Genomic DNA, 15,377 nt, shown 5'->3' on the forward strand with positions numbered 1-15,377 from the left:
CCATGGTCAGTGATCGGTACCACCTCCGCCAGTCCATCGGCACCGGCGGCATGTCTGAAGTCTACGAGGCCGAAGACACCGTCTTGGGACGCACCGTCGCCGTCAAAATGCTGCGTCCCGACATGGCGCGCGACGTCAACTTCCGTGAACGTTTCCGCCGCGAAGCCCAGAATTCCGGTAAGCTCAACCACCCCAATATCGTGGCCGTGTTCGACACCGGTGAGAAGGACGTCGACGGCATGATGGTGCCCTACATCGTCATGGAATACGTCCAAGGCCGCACGCTGCGCGATATCGTTCGTGAGGACGGGCCGTTGCCGGTGGGCGAAGCCGCGCGCGTCCTTAAACCCGTGGCAGATGCCCTGCAATCCTCCCACGAAGCGGGCATTATTCACCGCGATATCAAGCCGGCGAACATCATGCTCACCAACACCGGCCAGGTGAAGGTCATGGACTTCGGCATCGCCCGGGCCCTCGATGATTCCACGTCCGCGATGACGCAGACTTCTGCGGTCATTGGCACCGCGCAATACCTTTCCCCGGAACAAGCCCGTGGCAAGCCGGCCGACGCCCGCTCCGACGTCTACGCCCTCGGCTGCGTCATGTATGAAACGGTGACCGGCCGCACCCCGTTTGAGGGCGAGACTCCCTTCGCGGTGGCTTACCAGCACGTGCAGGAGGATCCAACCCCTCCCTCGGAGTTCATTGAAGAAGATCTGTCTGAGAAGCAGCGCCTTGGCCTCGATGCCGTGGTGCTCACTGCCATGGCTAAGCACCCGGCGGACCGGTACCAGTCCGCCTGGGAAATGGGCGATGACCTGGATCGTTTGGCAGAGGGCCAGCTGCCGGAGGCAGCGCGCTCGCACGTCAACGATGAGGATCACCCCACCACGATGGTGGCCCCGGTGTCAGCGCAGCACCGTGCGCCGGTGGCGTCGACAAGGCCGAGCGAAGACGATGAGGGCGGCGGCGGCTTGAAGTGGCTCGCGGCCCTGCTCGCGGCGGCGCTTATCGCCATCGTCGGCTACTTTGCCTGGGACTTCTGGCAGAGCTCCCAGCAGGAAGCCCGCGAGCGTGAGCAGGCGCAGCACGAAGCCGCACAGCGCGCCAACATGGTCGTCGTTCCTCAGGTGAAGGACCGCCCACGCAACGAGGTCGTGGAGGAGCTGGAGAAACTCGGTCTCTTCGTCACAGTCAATGAGGAGCCTAGTCCTGACGTGCCGCGCGGCAAAGCCATCCGTATCAACCCAGCGGAAGGCTCCGAGCTGCAGAAGAAGTCCTCCGTCACGCTGACAGTGTCCTCCGGTAAGGAGATTACTGAGGTCCCTGACCTCACCGGTATGACCGTGGAAGAGGCCACGCAGGCGCTTGAGGAGGCTTCCCTGGAACTCAAGGAAGACATCGAGCAGGTCAACGATGATGCACCTACGGGCGAAATCATCTCGCAGAACCCGGCCGGCGGCTCGCAACTGTCCAAGGGCTCAAAGGTCCACATCACGGTGTCCAAGGGCCAGAAGGATGTCAGCGTCCCGGACGTGTCCGGCATGGACCGCGACCGCGCCGTGGAGATGCTCAGCTCCATGGACTTTGAGGTCAACGTGCATTCGGTGGATTCTGAGCTGCCGGAGAATCAAGTCATCAAGGTCTCCGAAAAGGGCCAGAAGCTCCCCAAGGGCAGCACGGTCACCGTTGAGGTCTCTAACGGCATGCTGATTCAGGCACCGGACCTGGTGCACTCCACTCAGGGTGAAGCCGAGTCCGCGCTGCGTGCGAAGGGCTGGTCCGGCACCCTTGAGGTAGGCGAGCGCATTCCTACGTCCAATCCCATCGACAGCGACAAGATTGGGTGGGCATCCGTCAAGCGCGGCGATGCCATCCGCAAGGACGCCACCATCGACGTCCGCTTCTGGGAATTCGACCCGTCCGCGCTGATTCCGCAATAGCTCTTTTCGCCGTAGCTGCTAAGGTATCCCACAGATTAAAACCCCCTACCTAAAGGTGTAGAAATGCCAAAGTCCAAGATCACGACGGAGGGCTCCGCACTCCCACAGTCCTCCAGCTCTGCTACCAACCGCACCCCGGTCAAGATCAACTCTGAGGGCACCCCGAAGTGGTACATCGCCATCATGCTCGGCCTCATGCTTATTGGCCTGCTGTGGCTCGTGGTGAACTACCTGGCCGGCGAGTCCATCCCGTTCATGCAGGAGCTGGGTCCGTGGAACTACGGCATCGGCTTCGGCCTAGCCATCATCGGTCTGCTCATGACGATGGGTTGGCGTTAGTTTTACACGCTTAAAACACGGAAGCGATGAACTCCTCGCGGTTCTATAGCGTCGCCGGTGTCGGCTGCATCATTTTGGTGATGCTGACCGTCACGGTGGACAAAAACTTCCTTACTCCCGGCGCACTCCTACTCGCAGGCCTCGGCGTCAGCTTGACGCCGCTGGCCATCCGACGTCCCTTCGTGGCGGCCTGCGGGTACGGTGCGCTTTTTGCGTTCGCCATGTGGTGCCCCGACTGGCGGTCGTTCCTATTCCTGGCGTGGAGCCCCGTCATTGTGGGCATTGTGGCGTTTCAGAAGCGCTGGTTGTGGGCAGTTCCCCTGGCGGTGGTGTACACGTACTTCATCACTACAGATCCGTCGAACAACTACCTCCCTGACTTCGATCCATTTAACCTTTCGCTTCCGCTTCTCTTATATGCGGTGGCCATCGGCATTGGCGCCGCACTGCGCAGAACCCGGGACCAGCGTCTTGCCTCCGAGCAGCGCGCCGCCGAGCAGCGCGAGGCTCTCATGACTGCCCTTCACGATTCGGTAGCTGCGACCTTGACCTCCGTGGTCATGCGCTCGGAGACCTTAGCGCTGACCCAAACGGATCCTTCCGCAGCTGACTCCGCGGAAGCTATCGCCGACGACGCCCGCCGGGCGATGGGTGAGGTGCGCGATCTTCTGCGTGTGATGAAGAATGAAAGCGTCACTCAAGGTATCAAGTCGGTCGAAGAAGACCTCGATACCATGGTGAGCTTCCTATCGAGCCACGGCTTTATATGCGAGACGGACATCAATCTGGGAAAGACGGGTCAGCTTGCTCTACCGCAGAAGCTCTCCCTCGTATTCTCTGAACTAGCCGTAAATATTCTCAAATATGCCCAACCCGAGTCACGCGTGAGCATCGAAGCCAACAGCACTTCTAAGAATATTGATGTGCACATCACGTCTTCGATCGCCGCACAGCAATCGCGTCAGTTCATGACGACCAGCCTAGGTTTGAGTGAGATCGCCCGCCGAGTGCGGAGGGTTCATGGCACATTCGGCAGCGGGAAAGAGGCTGATCAGTGGGTCACACGCCTATCGCTTCCTGCTGCCTGTCTGAGAAAAATATAGTAAAGTGGCCCGGTAATCACCGAACATTGAATATTAAAGGTAAAACATGCGCACTTCCCTCGCCGCGGCCGCTGCAGCGCTGGCCCTTATCTCCGCACCGGTAGCCGGTGCATCTGAACCCACCGCAACTAACGAAAACTCCACCGCTTCCGAATCCACCGGATTCACCTTCTACAGGTCGTATGGCGCCGAATTCGCCGACCACTTCCGTTGCTCCACCAGCCCGGAGCGCTGGTGGTGCGGAGGCTAAGACCACGCCCCACCTGTTCCTTTCGACCACATATCTCCCATGAGCATTCGGGTGTTCCTCGTCGACGATGACGAGCTCGTCCGGTCGACTTTCCGCCTCTACTTCCAGACCACCGACGACATCTCAGTGGTCGGTGAGGCCACCAATGGTGCAGATTGCTTGGCACAAATCGAGGATGTCGAGCCGGACCTCGTGCTGGCTGATATCCACATGCCGCAAATGGATGGCATCACCCTTCTGAAGCACCTTAATTCCGCGCCGAACCCGCCCACATTTTTGGCGGTGACCGCTTTCGACTCGGATGACACAATGCTCAAGATTCTGCGCGCGGGCGGTGCTGGCTACATCTTGAAGAACCAGCGCCCGCGCTCCATCATCGAGGCTGTTCGCTCGGCTGTGGAAGGTGGCACCGTCGTGGCACCTGCCGCCATGCATCGCTTGGTGGACTACATCGGTGAACCCAGCACCCCACGCGATCCCGTTGCTGCCGCCATTGAGGGCCACGAGCTTCACGACGCCGAAATTGCCGTCCTCAAACTCCTCCTCGCCGGCAATTCCAACTCTGAAATCGCAACTGCTACCGGCTACTCCGAGTCCGCCGTGAAGAAGCACGTCTCCCGCCTCATCACCATTTTCGGCGCCAGCACGCGCCTGAACCTGGTGACCAAGATTCTGGGCGGCGTTGGCTCCTAGTCCGAATTTCACTCTAGCGACAGAACCCCTTTTCGTAATACGATTACGGTTATGAAGACTATCAATGGACAGCCGATCAGCGAAGAGCAAATTGATGAATGGGTAATGGAAGCCGAAAATGGTTATGACGTGGAGACTCTTCGTGCTCGGGGGCGGAAACCCCGCGACAACCAGGCCGCAAAGATTGTCTCGATTCGCCTTTCGCCCAATGAAATTGCAGACCTGGATAAGTATGCTACAGCGCATGGATGGTCTAGGTCACAGGCAATCCGTGAAGCGCTAAGAAAAGCCATTTAAAATGGAGGTTCGCCGGAGCGCCACAAAACACGGCATCAAGCCGGAGGATTCCGTAACCGCAGCAACATCAACTTGTGTTTTTAAAGCTCCACTCGACGACGAGAACCCACAGCGAGAGCTTCGCCTCGGATTCGACGGCTCAATGAGATTACTTGAGCTCGTTGTTCTTATCTGGGACGACGGGACCAAGACCATCATTCATTCCATGAAGGCCCGCAAGCAGTATCGCGCTCTGCTCGATTAACGGGCCTCTCCCCCAAATGGCGGAGGCAAAAGATTGCCTGCTTAGGCGATGTTCCTCATGCCCCTGATCAATATCGTCAGAGGTATGAACACCGTATTCACTGCTCGAGACATCACCGTCTCCTTCGCCGGACATGAGGTTGTCCACGGCGCGAACCTCACGGCATCTCCCGGACGGATCACCGCTTTGCTTGGTCCAAACGGCGCCGGCAAATCCACCACGCTCCGGGCTGCCCTCGGGTTGGTGAAAGCCACCGGAACGAAGCACATCAATGGCACCATCGGGCTGCTCCTCGACGATGGCGGCCTCGTTACCAGTCTCACCGGGCGTCAGCATCTACACGCAATGGCGAGGCTATATGGCGTCGATAAGCATCGGGTGCAAGAGGTTTTAGAGCTGGTCGATATGTCGCACCGCTGCGACCGGCAGCTCAAAACTTACTCGTTAGGCATGAAGCGGCGTATAGCGCTAGCGGGAGCTTTGTTACAAGATCCCGACATCATCATCTTGGACGAACCGTCCTCTGGTCTTGATCCTGACGGCATTCGTTGGTTAGGCGAAGTCTTGTGTGCGGAAGCTTCCCGTGGGAAGGCAATTATCATGGCAACCCATCATCTGGCTGAAGCAGCCGCAGTCGCCCACGACGTAGTCATCATTTCTCGTGGTCACACCACATTCACAGGCGTTCTCAGTGAAATCCCTGACCTTGAAGCCACCTACTTCGCCCACACTACGAAAGACTAGACATGAAATCCGAGCTTTATACCCTTCGTCACCTCCCGAACGTGCTGATCGTCGCGATACTCGCAGTTATGATGGCGGGCATCAGCGCTGTCCTGCAGTGGGCACTTCCGTTCCTTTTGAAAATTGACCCGCCACAAGTCGGTGACAGTCCAACAGGCCAACAAGTACAGGCGCTTATCGACGGCTCCGACCCCACGACGTCCAGTTTCCAATTGGCCGCCCTCGATATCACAGGTTCTGGCCAGTCCACAGGCATTTCAATCTTCCTCATCGCCATTGTTGCACTCACAATCACCGCAGCTAGCTACCCATTTTCCAGCGGTGCAGTGGTGTGGAAGGTGGTTGGCGCTGGTTCGCGTATGAAATGGGTGCGTTCTTTGATCGTGGCGGTGCTGAATACCGTCCTCCTAGTATGCGTGGCAGCGTGCGTTCTTAACTCACTGATCGCACTGGTTGCGGCTCCGATGAATGATGTTTCTCTGGTTGCTTCTGCTTCTAATGTCGCTGTCGTGTGGCTGCGAGGCAGCTTGGCCGTGCTACTACTGACCCTCGCTATCATCGGTGTCGTATTAGCCATACGGAGGATCGGTCCAGCCATCGGCGTTATTGTCGCAGTGTTGATGGCAGGAGTGATCTTGGGAACTATCGGCGTCATGGCCGGGTGGGAACCGTATCTTTACAGTTGGCTTCCTTCTTCTGCTGTGTCAATTGCTGGTGGACAGGGGCCAACGCAGACTATGAATCCATGGGTGGGTATTGCTGTACTTGCCGGCTGGTCGGTTGTGAGTATGGGACTTGGGCTCACCCGCTTTCACCGAGCAAATCTTTAGCATGGACTACATGAATCGACTTTCAGCCAGAGATATCGCTCTCGCTGTCATCGTTCTAGGCCTTGACCTCGTTGGGTTCCTAGTGGCTAGCTCGATGGAACCAACCCTCTTCACTACCGCATTGTCTCCAGCTCAGTTCTGGTTGATTCTTGTTGCCATCATTGCCAAAGGCATCCTCCTACTGTGGCGCCGTAGATTTCCATTAAGCGTCCTACTCGGGATTTCTGCTACTGAGCTTCTGTGGTCCCTCTACTGTCTTGTCACCGCAGACCACAGCCTTGGCTACAAGGGCATCGCTGCTTCGGTGGCTGCGTTTTCGCTAGCGCTGCACACGAAGTCAAAAACCCGCGACACTATTACCCTCATTATCTCGGGTCTCATTGTCGGCATCCTCCGCGCCATTGCCATGCCACCGCTGGGAGGAATCGAGCCTCCACTTTTTACTTTGCTGACAGCCCTGGGCTGGATACTCCCCCTCATAGTGCTCTTTGCTATTGGAATCGCTGTCCGCAATAACCGTGAGCTCACCGCATCCCTTGCACGCCAAGCAGAACTCGCTGAGGAAAACGCCATTGTCGAGGAGCGCGCCCGCATTGCGCGAGAGCTTCACGACACCACTGCCCATCACCTCTCAGCCATCGCCATCCAAGCTCAAGCCGCACAGGCATGCATCGATGTCAACCCCACCGCTGCTAAAGAACATCTCCAACACGTCACCTCGTCGACGACGAAGGCGCTCCAGGATGTCCGCGCGACCGTTGGCAAGCTCTCGGTTTCCGATGCCGAAATACACCGCATCCCTCAGCCGACAGATTTATCTGCGCTAATTTCGGAAGTTCGCGCTCTAGGGCAGGCAGTAACGTTTTCGGACACTTCCCACTTGTCGGAGGCCGAATTGATTGCGGCTTACCGCATCACCCAAGAAGCTCTGACAAATGCCCGCAAGCATGCAACAGGCGCGCCTGTTGATGTCATGCTGAGCGATGATGAACTGCGGATAATCACCCACGGCGCTTTCACGCACAGCACCACGGGCCGTGGCACCATCAGCATCCAAGAGCGCGCCCGAGCTGTCGGTGCAACCGCTTTCAATGAACCTACGGAACATGGTTGGCTGGTGCTCATTACCTGGAGGAAGCCATGATTCGAGTCTTATTAGTTGATGACCAACCTCTGATCAGACAGGGATTAAAGGCAATCTTCGAGGCCACCGGAGAGATCAAAGTTGTGGCTGAGGCAGCTTCTGGAAATGAGGCGATAGCGGCTGCAAAGGCTCGCGACATTGATGTGGTGTGCCTCGATATCCGCATGCCTGACGGGGACGGGATCTACGCAACCACGGAGATTAACAAGCAAGACAATCCCCCAGCAGTCATCGTGATCACCACCTTTGACCTGGACGAATACGTCTTTGGTGCCCTCGAAGCCGGTGCCTGTGGCGTCATGCTGAAAGACTCCCCAATGACCGACCTCATTCAAGGCATCAAACACGCGGCCTCAGGTGAAGGCATGGTCGACGCTGCGGTTACTAAAAGGGTGATTGCGGAATTTGGTCGGCGGAAAGCGCGGGCAACGGTAGATTCCGCCCTACTCACGCCTCGCGAACTCGAATGCGTACGGGCCCTGGGCAAAGGATTGACCAACATCGAAATCGGGCGCGAGCTGTATTTGGAGCCCTCTACGGTCAAGACTCATTTGTCATCTGCGATGGCCAAAGTGGGAGCTAGTTCGCGAGTACAGCTCGTGATCTGGGCCTTTCGCGCAGGAGTGGTGAGCTAACTTGGGCGCGCAATTCCCAACACCACCCCACAACCGGAGAGCTGTTAACACGGTGGGTACAAAGTTATCCACAGGGTGGGGATAACTCTGTGAAAAGCGAATTCCACAACCTTTCTCCACACCCTGTGAATAAGTGTTTTCACGCTTCCCACAGCCCGCACAAAAACTTCGAACACAACCTAACACGCTGCTGATCTGCGGTTATCTTGGTGCACACGTTCGGTAAATTACAAAAATGTAGTTATCCACAGTGTGGATAACTTATGTGGAATTCTTTCGCACAAAGGTTTTCGTGGATAACACGCCCGAGTTATCCCCAAAGCCCAGCTCGCAGCGCCGCCAACACGGCTACCAGGACAGCGATAAGCCATATCCCCAGCCACCGCAGCCACGTGCGTTGTCGAAAGAGGAATGGTGCCAACAGCAGTCCTGTGAGCAAACCGCCCAAGTGCCCCCACACGGAGACGTTCTCCGCCACGAAGCTGTAGATGACGTTGGCTACCACGAGGACGATGGGTGCCCGCAGATCCAGACCGCGGCTGCGGTACACGCCAATCAGCAAGCCCATGAGTGCGAAGAGAGCGCCGGAAGCGCCCACAGTGGGCGTTCCGAAATCCATCCACAGCACTGCAGCGGAAGAACCCACAATGGAGATGAGATAGGCCGTCACATACAGCGCGCTGCCCAGGGCGCGTTCTACTTCCCTTCCCACAAAGAGCAGCATCACCATGTTGACCAGGAGGTGCCCTGCGTCGAGGTGCATAAAGCCCGCAGTGATGATGGTTGCGGGGTGCTCAGACACCTCAGGGCCCCACAGCGTCCAGTCTTGGGCCAAGATGCTGCGATAGTAGGGCGTGGCGAGGGTCTTGGCTTGAATTGCCGTGGCCAACCAGGCACCGATACACAGCACCATGAGCACCAGGGTGGCCGGTGCAGATTTCAGATAGTTCTTCACACAAGCTCCTTATACGCACCAAGCCCGCCACCACATGTCGTGGCAGCGGGCTCGGATGAAAAGCTATGAACGCTTAGGCGATCTCGATGGACTCGATGACAACGTCCTCAGCCGGACGGTCCATGCGGTCGGTGGAGACCTTCGCAATCTTGGACACGACCTCCTGGGAGGCAGCATCGGTAACCTCACCAAAGATGGTGTGGTGGTTGTTCAGGTGCGGGGTCGGCGCCACGGTGATGAAGAACTGGGAGCCGTTGGTGCCCGGGCCAGCATTAGCCATGGCCAGCAGGAACGGACGGTCGAACTGCAGCTCCGGGTGGAACTCGTCCTGGAACTGGTAGCCAGGGCCGCCACGACCGGTGCCAGTCGGGTCGCCACCCTGGATCATGAACTGGTCAATGACGCGGTGGAAAATAGCGCCATCGTAGAACGGGCCGGACTGCTCGCCCTTTGCGTTCTGGGTAGTGTAGTCCTTCTCGCCCTTAGCCAGGCCAATGAAGTTCTCCACGGTTACCGGTGCGTGGTTACCGAACAGGTCGATAACAATGTCACCGTAGTTGGTGTGCATCGTTGCAGTTGCGGTCTTCTGAGTCATGCCTGCCATTGTATGGAAATTTCGCCCAGCGCGTCGTGCCGGCGCGACGCTGTCAGCGATCTGCGTAGGGTTACAAGCATGATCCGCGCTGTTCTCTTCGACCTTGATGACACCCTCATGGACCACACCGCTGCCATGCATGCGGCTGTGGAGGACTGGCTTCCGGGCGGGCATCAAGAGCGTTTCGCCGAAATTGAAAGGAAGTGGTTCGCCGCGTACGAGCGTGGCGAGGTCACCCATCAAGGCCAACGAGTGGAGCGCTGCCGCGAGTTTCTGGGCCGGCCGGAGATGACGGAACAGGAAGCTCTGGCGGAATATAGCACGTATCTGGCCGCGTACGAGAAGCACTGGTGCGCGGTGGACGGCGCACGGGAAGCACTGGAATACGTCTTGGATTTAGGTCTCAAGGTCGGCATTCTGACGAACGGTGCACGAGACATGCAGGAAGGCAAGCTGCGCGCAGGCGGGCTCGACCTGCCTGGGATAGAGCTCTTCCCCACTGTGGAGATGGGCCATCCGAAGCCGCACCCAGAGGCCTACCTTGAGGCTTGTCAACGTATGAGCGTGGAGCCAAGCTCCACACTCATGGTGGGCGATTCAATAGCCAACGATGTCGAAGGCGCACGAGCGGCGGGGCTGAAGGCGCTGCACTTTGATAGGGGCAAAAACGGAGACATCGCCGCGCTCAGTGAGCTGACGGCGATGAACTTCGAAGAGGTTTAAATCCGAAGATTTAAACCTAGAGGCTGGAGAGAACCTCGTCGCGGGCGAGGACCAGGTTGCGCAGGGAGGCCTCGGTCTCCTCGTAGCCGCGGGTCTTCAGGCCGCAGTCCGGGTTGACCCAGAGGCGCTCGACCGGCACGTTCTTCAGAGCGGCGCGGATGAGCTCAGCCATCTCCGCCACGGACGGAATGCGCGGCGAGTGGATGTCGTAGATGCCCGGGCCTATTTCGGAGTGGAACTTCTCATCGATGTCCTCGAGCAGCTCCATGCGGGAACGGGCCGCCTCAATGGAGGTGACGTCGGCGTCGAGACCAGCGACGGCGTCGATGATCTGGCCGAACTCCGAGTAGCAAAGGTGGGTATGAATCTGGGTGGTCGGCTTGGCCTCGAGTGCTACGAGGCGGAAGGAACGCACGGCCCAATCCAGGTAAGCCTTGCGGTCCTGCTCGCGCAGCGGCAGCAGCTCGCGGAGGGCGGGTTCGTCGATCTGGATGATGTCGATGCCGGCCTCTTCGAGGTCGCGGACTTCGTCGGCCAGCGCCACGCCGAGCTGGTCGGCGGAGACGGACTGGTGAACATCATCGCGCACGAAGGACCAAGCCAGGATGGTCACCGGGCCAGTGAGCATACCCTTGACGTGCTTCTCAGACTGGGACTGGGCAAACTTCGCCCACTCGGTAGTCATGGCCTTCGGGCGGGAGATGTCGCCAACCACGATTGGCGGACGGGTGCAACGGGAGCCGTAGGACTGAACCCAGCCGTTCTCGGTGACGACGAAGCCGTCGAGAAGCTCGGCGAAGTATTGCACCATGTCGTTGCGCTCCGGCTCGCCGTGAACGAGGACGTCCAGGCCTAGGCGCTCCTGGAGCTCGATGACGCTCTTGACTTCGTTGCGCAGGGCTTCGGTGTAGTCGGCGTCGGAAAGCTCGCCCTTGCGGTGCGCGGCGCGGGCGGCACGGATCTCAGAGGTCTGTGGGAAGGAACCGATGGTGGTAGTCGGCAGCTGCGGCAGGCCGAGGGCTTCTTGAGCCTTGTTGCGTTCGGCGAACTCCGGCTGGCGCTGGACCTGGCCCTCCGGCAGCTGCGCGGTGCGATCCTGCACAGCCTGGTTGTGGGTACGGGCGGACTCAGCGCGGGTGCGCACGGCGCGGTCGGCCTGGGCGTAGGCCTCCGGTGCATCGAGCGGGCCGGCAGCAAGGGCTACGACCTCACGGACCTTCTCGTCAGCGAAGGCGAACCAGGTCGCCACGTCGACCGGCAGGGAGGTCTCTGCCTCAACGGTGTGCGGGACGTGTTGCAGGGAGACGGAGGTCGTCACGGAGACGCCCTCGCCTAGGGTCTCGAGCTTCTCGCGCAGGTCGCGCAGGTTCGCGGCCCAGACGTTGCGGCCGTCGATAAGGCCGGCGGCGAGGTGGGTTGCCTCGGTGAGTTTCTTTACGCGCTCGAGGTAGGAGTTGTCCAGTGCCAGGGTGCCCACGGAGAGATCGACCTGGGCGGCTTCCGGCTTAAGCTCAGCAATGGCGTCGAGGCCCGCGTTGAGGGAACCATACGGCGTGGTCAGGTAGACCTGCGGGCGCTTTTCCGCGGCGAGGATGCGGCCATAGGCGGTCTTGAGGGCGGCGGCCAGGGAATCGTCGTCAGCCGCGGCGAGGTCAGCAACCAGGGCCGGCTCGGCCAACTGGATCCACTCCACGTTGGCGTCGGCAAGCTGCTCCAGCACGGTGAGGTAGGACTCCACCAGCTCGTCGAGGCGGTCGAGCGGCTGCTTCGTAGCGCCCTCAGCCTGCTTGGACAGGGCCAGAAGGGTCACCGGGCCAACGAGAACTGGGCGCACGGTGTGGCCAGCCGCGCGGGCCTCCTCCACGATCTTCAGTACGCGCTGTGGGCGGGCGGTGAAGGGCTGGTCATCGGTGATTTCGGGAACGATGTAGTGGTAGTTGGTGTCGAACCACTTGGTCATCTCCAGCGGCGCGGTGTCCTTGTTGCCACGGGCCAGGGTGAATTCATCATCGAGGCTCTCGCCCTCGACCGCACCCACGGTCAGCGCGGTCTCGAGGACGTGGTCGTAGTAGGCGACGTCCGCCGGGATGGCGTAATCCTCAGTGAGACCCAGCTCCTTGAGGCGAGCGTAGGTATCAAGGCGCAGGGAGTGCGCGGCGGACTCGAAGGTCTCGGCGTCAATCTTGCCGGACCAGTAGGACTCCAGCGCGCGCTTAAGCTCGCGGTGAGCGCCAACGCGCGGGTAGCCCTCAATCGTGGCCTTAGGGAAGGATGCGGTCATGGGGTGACTCCAATTCGATTCAGCAGGTCAGTCGTAATGTCAGGATTGTTGTGCGTATAGATGTGCAGTCCATCGGCACCGGCGTTCAGCACGGATTGCGCCAATGAGGCTGTAATCTGCATGCCTATTTCTTGTTCTTCCTCGGGTGAGGTCGCTGCCGCGAGCCGGTCAAGGACCTTTGTCGGCCCATCCAGCCCGGACAGCTGGCACATTCGCTCCACCCGAGCACGACTAGTCATAGGCATGATCCCGGGGATGAGCGGAATGCGCACACCCGCCAGCCGGGCGCGCTGGGCAAAGCGGACGTAGTCCTCCGCGTCGAAGAAGAGCTGGGTAATGGCGAAGTCTGCGCCGAGGCGCTGCTTGGCCAAAAGGACGTCGATGTCCTCGTCCGGCGTGGCGGACTCGGCGTGGCCGTTGGGGTAACAGGCCACACCGACCGCCAAGCGGCCGGCAGCCAAGCGCGCCACGCGGGCGGATTCCCAGCGGCGGATAAGCCGGACAAGGGAGTCTGCATGCGGAAGATGGCCCTCGGGCATGCCGCCCTCGGGCAAGTCGCCGCGGAGGGCGAGGAAACCGCGCACGCCGGCGTCGACAAGCGTGTCGATCCAGCTCACGAGCTCCTGCTCAGTACCGGCCGTGCAGGCCAGGTGAGCCAGTGGACGCATCGAGGTATCGCGAGAAATCTTCTCAATGAACGCCGCGGTGCCCTTAAGCCAGCCAGAGCGCTGGGAGCTGGTCACAGCAATGTAGTCCGGGTTATACGCGGACAGGGTGGCGAGCAGGCGGTCGATCTTTGCGGCATCGGCGTCGTGACGCGGCGGGATTACTTCGAAGGAAAGCGCGGTGCGCTCAAGGCGCTTAGGTGTATCTTCGCTGATTTGGTCTAGTGGCGCGGATGCGGAGAGTCGCGGGGACATGGTCACCTCCTCTGCAGGTTATCGGGGTAAGTCTTCGTTGCTGTTGATGAAAACGTACCAAGCTGTCCATTTTCACGGGAAGCATTTGACGAATGGTGATACCTTTCTACGCCAGCCAGCTGCACCGTTAGTAAAACCCAAGGTGAATAAAACATTCCCGCTCCGTACAAAGCTGTCTATTTTGGGCGTACTGCTTGGCACTCCCCACACACAGTGGCGGGGCATGGCCGGCGCCACTACGCTGAAAGGGAGTACCCAGCGAATCAACACCGCACCTCCCTTAACACACGCTACGAAAAGGAGCACCACTCCCGATGAACTCCACCGCTTTGTCCACCACCGTCCAGGTGGCTTCCTCCCTGTGGAACCGTTTCCAGGACTACCGCGAGGAAAAGTCCCGCGAGGCCTACTCCGTTCTTGAAACCGCGGCCGCCCGCATGGACGAGCGCGACCAAGATTGGTTCCCGGAGGCCCGCCGAGAGGCTGGTGCCGTGACCAAGGCCGCCCATTCCCGCCTCGAGCGCGCCCTGGAGGAGCTCAAGGAGCGCAGCGAAAACACCGCCGAGAAGCTGGCCGCTGCGGCTGAAGACGCCCAGGATAAGGCCTCCACGCGCCTGAGCAAGGCACAGAAGCAGGCCGAAAAGAAGGCCGCCTCGCTGCGCAAGCAGACTGAAAAGAAGGCCACCAAGGCAGACAAGAAGGCCCGTAAGAAGGCAGCTCAGGTCCAGAAGAAGGCCCGCAAGGCCACCGGCAAGGAGAAGAAGGGCTCGAAGGTATGGCTCATCTCCGCACTCGTGGCCGCTATCGCCGCCATCGCCGGTGGTGTGTACTACTTCTTCACCCAGAAGAAGAAGGAAGAATCCAAGGTTCCGCCGCGCGTGGAGGACTTCACCACCCCGTCTACCTCTGCACCGCAGGGCTCCACCTTGGTCTACACCTCCACCACCGAGGATGACGCTAAGGTCCCAGCCCAAGGCTCCGACTTGGCTGAGGATGGCGTCGTCGAGCGCGATGAGGAGCTGCTGGGCTCCCTCGATGAGCAGCTGGCCAAGCACCGCGAGGAAGAAACCGCTATCCAGGACGCCGTGGAAACCGAAATCGAGGTCAGCAACGCTGACAGCGAGGGCGTTGACACCTCCCGCATTACCGATGACCACGAGTCTGAAGGCAAGCACCGACTGCGCACCGAGGATGAGAATTAATCCCTTCGCCAGCTAGGCCACCCTAGTTAGTTCATACCTGCCTAGCTCACACCTCAGGAACCCTCTCCCCCCGACTTTGGGGGAGAGGGTTTCGTTGTCTTGATCTCACTGCTTTGCCCCCGCGCGCGCGACCTGCTTGAATCGATCGATGACTGGCATCGATCGCCCAACGATCGGTGCCCGCGCGTTGTTTTCGCGCTGGAGTTTTAGTGGTAGCAGCACCCCCAAGGAGATTAGGACATGAGCTTCGAATCACTCATTGTCAAGCTCAAAGGTGGCGACACCTTTTACTTCCCCGCAGGTGCCGTCGCGGGCGACCCCTCCTCCCGCGTAGATAACCTGCGCTTCGCCATTGAGAATGGCACCCAATTCAACTCTGTTGACGACTACGGCGTGGAACGCGAGTTCAACGGCTACGACGTGGACAACTACCACCTCTCCTAAAAACTGTTATCTAAGTCACCATACATCCTGCGGGG

Annotated in this window: 18 protein-coding genes; 14 read left to right on the forward strand and 4 right to left on the reverse strand. The window is 59.5% G+C overall.

Translation table 11 applies throughout. From position 1 onward, the window contains the following. Positions 1-2 precede the first annotated feature (2 nt). The 11 genes from pknB to I6J72_RS11295 all read left to right on the forward strand — a co-directional run bounded on the left by pknB (position 3) and on the right by I6J72_RS11295 (position 8,222). Positions 3-1,943, forward strand: a complete 1,941-nt coding sequence (pknB, locus tag I6J72_RS11245; RefSeq protein ID WP_204099233.1) for a Stk1 family PASTA domain-containing Ser/Thr kinase — start codon at positions 3-5, stop codon at positions 1,941-1,943. A gap of 63 nt (positions 1,944-2,006) precedes the next feature. Further along, on the forward strand, positions 2,007-2,282 hold the full coding sequence (gene crgA, locus I6J72_RS11250) for a cell division protein CrgA (RefSeq protein ID WP_070523252.1): 276 nt from the start codon (positions 2,007-2,009) through the stop codon (positions 2,280-2,282). A 26-nt stretch (positions 2,283-2,308) separates the two neighbouring features. Next, positions 2,309-3,385: a sensor histidine kinase gene (locus I6J72_RS11255; RefSeq protein ID WP_204099234.1), complete on the forward strand. Its 1,077-nt coding sequence runs from the start codon at positions 2,309-2,311 to the stop codon at positions 3,383-3,385. 46 nt (positions 3,386-3,431) lie between these two features. Next, positions 3,432-3,635 carry a hypothetical protein gene (locus I6J72_RS11260; RefSeq protein WP_204099235.1) on the forward strand — a complete coding sequence of 68 codons (204 nt, stop codon included), beginning with the start codon at positions 3,432-3,434 and terminating at the stop codon, positions 3,633-3,635. Positions 3,636-3,674: 39 nt separating this feature from the next. After that, positions 3,675-4,328 carry a response regulator transcription factor gene (locus I6J72_RS11265; RefSeq protein WP_204099236.1) on the forward strand — a complete coding sequence of 218 codons (654 nt, stop codon included), beginning with the start codon at positions 3,675-3,677 and terminating at the stop codon, positions 4,326-4,328. Positions 4,329-4,379: 51 nt separating this feature from the next. Next, positions 4,380-4,625, forward strand: coding sequence for a ribbon-helix-helix domain-containing protein (locus tag I6J72_RS11270; RefSeq protein WP_204099237.1), 246 nt, complete (start codon positions 4,380-4,382; stop codon positions 4,623-4,625). Position 4,626: 1 nt separating this feature from the next. Beyond that, positions 4,627-4,869: a toxin gene (locus tag I6J72_RS11275; RefSeq protein WP_204099238.1), complete on the forward strand. Its 243-nt coding sequence runs from the start codon at positions 4,627-4,629 to the stop codon at positions 4,867-4,869. 84 nt (positions 4,870-4,953) lie between these two features. Next, positions 4,954-5,613 (forward strand): ABC transporter ATP-binding protein, encoded by a 660-nt coding sequence (locus I6J72_RS11280; RefSeq protein WP_204099239.1) that lies wholly within the window; start codon positions 4,954-4,956, stop codon positions 5,611-5,613. Between the two features lie 2 nt (positions 5,614-5,615). Then, a complete protein-coding gene (locus I6J72_RS11285; RefSeq protein WP_204099240.1) occupies positions 5,616-6,443 on the forward strand; it encodes a hypothetical protein in 828 nt (275 codons plus the stop codon). 10 nt (positions 6,444-6,453) lie between these two features. Continuing rightward, entirely contained in the window at positions 6,454-7,587 is a 1,134-nt protein-coding gene (locus I6J72_RS11290; RefSeq protein ID WP_204099241.1) for a histidine kinase, read from the forward strand. Continuing rightward, positions 7,584-8,222 (forward strand): response regulator transcription factor, encoded by a 639-nt coding sequence (locus I6J72_RS11295; RefSeq protein ID WP_204099242.1) that lies wholly within the window; start codon positions 7,584-7,586, stop codon positions 8,220-8,222. Before I6J72_RS11290 ends, I6J72_RS11295 begins: the two co-directional genes overlap by 4 nt. A 310-nt stretch (positions 8,223-8,532) precedes the next feature. Here the strand turns inward: I6J72_RS11295 and I6J72_RS11300 are convergent, their stop codons facing one another. After that, the gene (locus I6J72_RS11300; protein ID WP_204099243.1) at positions 8,533-9,177 is read right to left on the reverse strand and encodes a rhomboid family intramembrane serine protease; all 645 of its coding nucleotides are present in this window, start codon (positions 9,175-9,177) and stop codon (positions 8,533-8,535) included. Positions 9,178-9,250: 73 nt separating this feature from the next. After that, positions 9,251-9,781 carry a peptidylprolyl isomerase gene (locus tag I6J72_RS11305; RefSeq protein ID WP_039672975.1) on the reverse strand — a complete coding sequence of 177 codons (531 nt, stop codon included), beginning with the start codon at positions 9,779-9,781 and terminating at the stop codon, positions 9,251-9,253. 69 nt (positions 9,782-9,850) lie between these two features. Here I6J72_RS11305 and I6J72_RS11310 point away from each other — a divergent pair, with 69 nt between their 5' ends. Beyond that, the gene (locus I6J72_RS11310; RefSeq protein ID WP_204099244.1) at positions 9,851-10,495 is read left to right on the forward strand and encodes an HAD family hydrolase; all 645 of its coding nucleotides are present in this window, start codon (positions 9,851-9,853) and stop codon (positions 10,493-10,495) included. A 16-nt stretch (positions 10,496-10,511) separates the two neighbouring features. Here the strand turns inward: I6J72_RS11310 and metE are convergent, their stop codons facing one another. Then, complete coding sequence (gene metE / locus I6J72_RS11315) at positions 10,512-12,776, reverse strand: 5-methyltetrahydropteroyltriglutamate--homocysteine S-methyltransferase (RefSeq protein WP_204099245.1); 2,265 nt, start codon at positions 12,774-12,776, stop codon at positions 10,512-10,514. Further along, positions 12,773-13,696, reverse strand: coding sequence for a methylenetetrahydrofolate reductase (locus I6J72_RS11320; RefSeq protein ID WP_204099246.1), 924 nt, complete (start codon positions 13,694-13,696; stop codon positions 12,773-12,775). Before I6J72_RS11320 ends, metE begins: the two co-directional genes overlap by 4 nt. 314 nt (positions 13,697-14,010) lie before the next feature. Here I6J72_RS11320 and I6J72_RS11325 point away from each other — a divergent pair, with 314 nt between their 5' ends. Continuing rightward, the gene (locus I6J72_RS11325) at positions 14,011-14,898 is read left to right on the forward strand and encodes a hypothetical protein (protein ID WP_204099247.1); all 888 of its coding nucleotides are present in this window, start codon (positions 14,011-14,013) and stop codon (positions 14,896-14,898) included. 240 nt (positions 14,899-15,138) lie between these two features. Beyond that, on the forward strand, positions 15,139-15,342 hold the full coding sequence (locus tag I6J72_RS11330) for a hypothetical protein (protein ID WP_070669459.1): 204 nt from the start codon (positions 15,139-15,141) through the stop codon (positions 15,340-15,342). Positions 15,343-15,377 lie beyond the last annotated feature (35 nt).

The sequence above is a fragment of the Corynebacterium sp. FDAARGOS 1242 genome (genome assembly GCF_016889985.1).
Taxonomy (GTDB): domain Bacteria; phylum Actinomycetota; class Actinomycetes; order Mycobacteriales; family Mycobacteriaceae; genus Corynebacterium; species Corynebacterium minutissimum_B.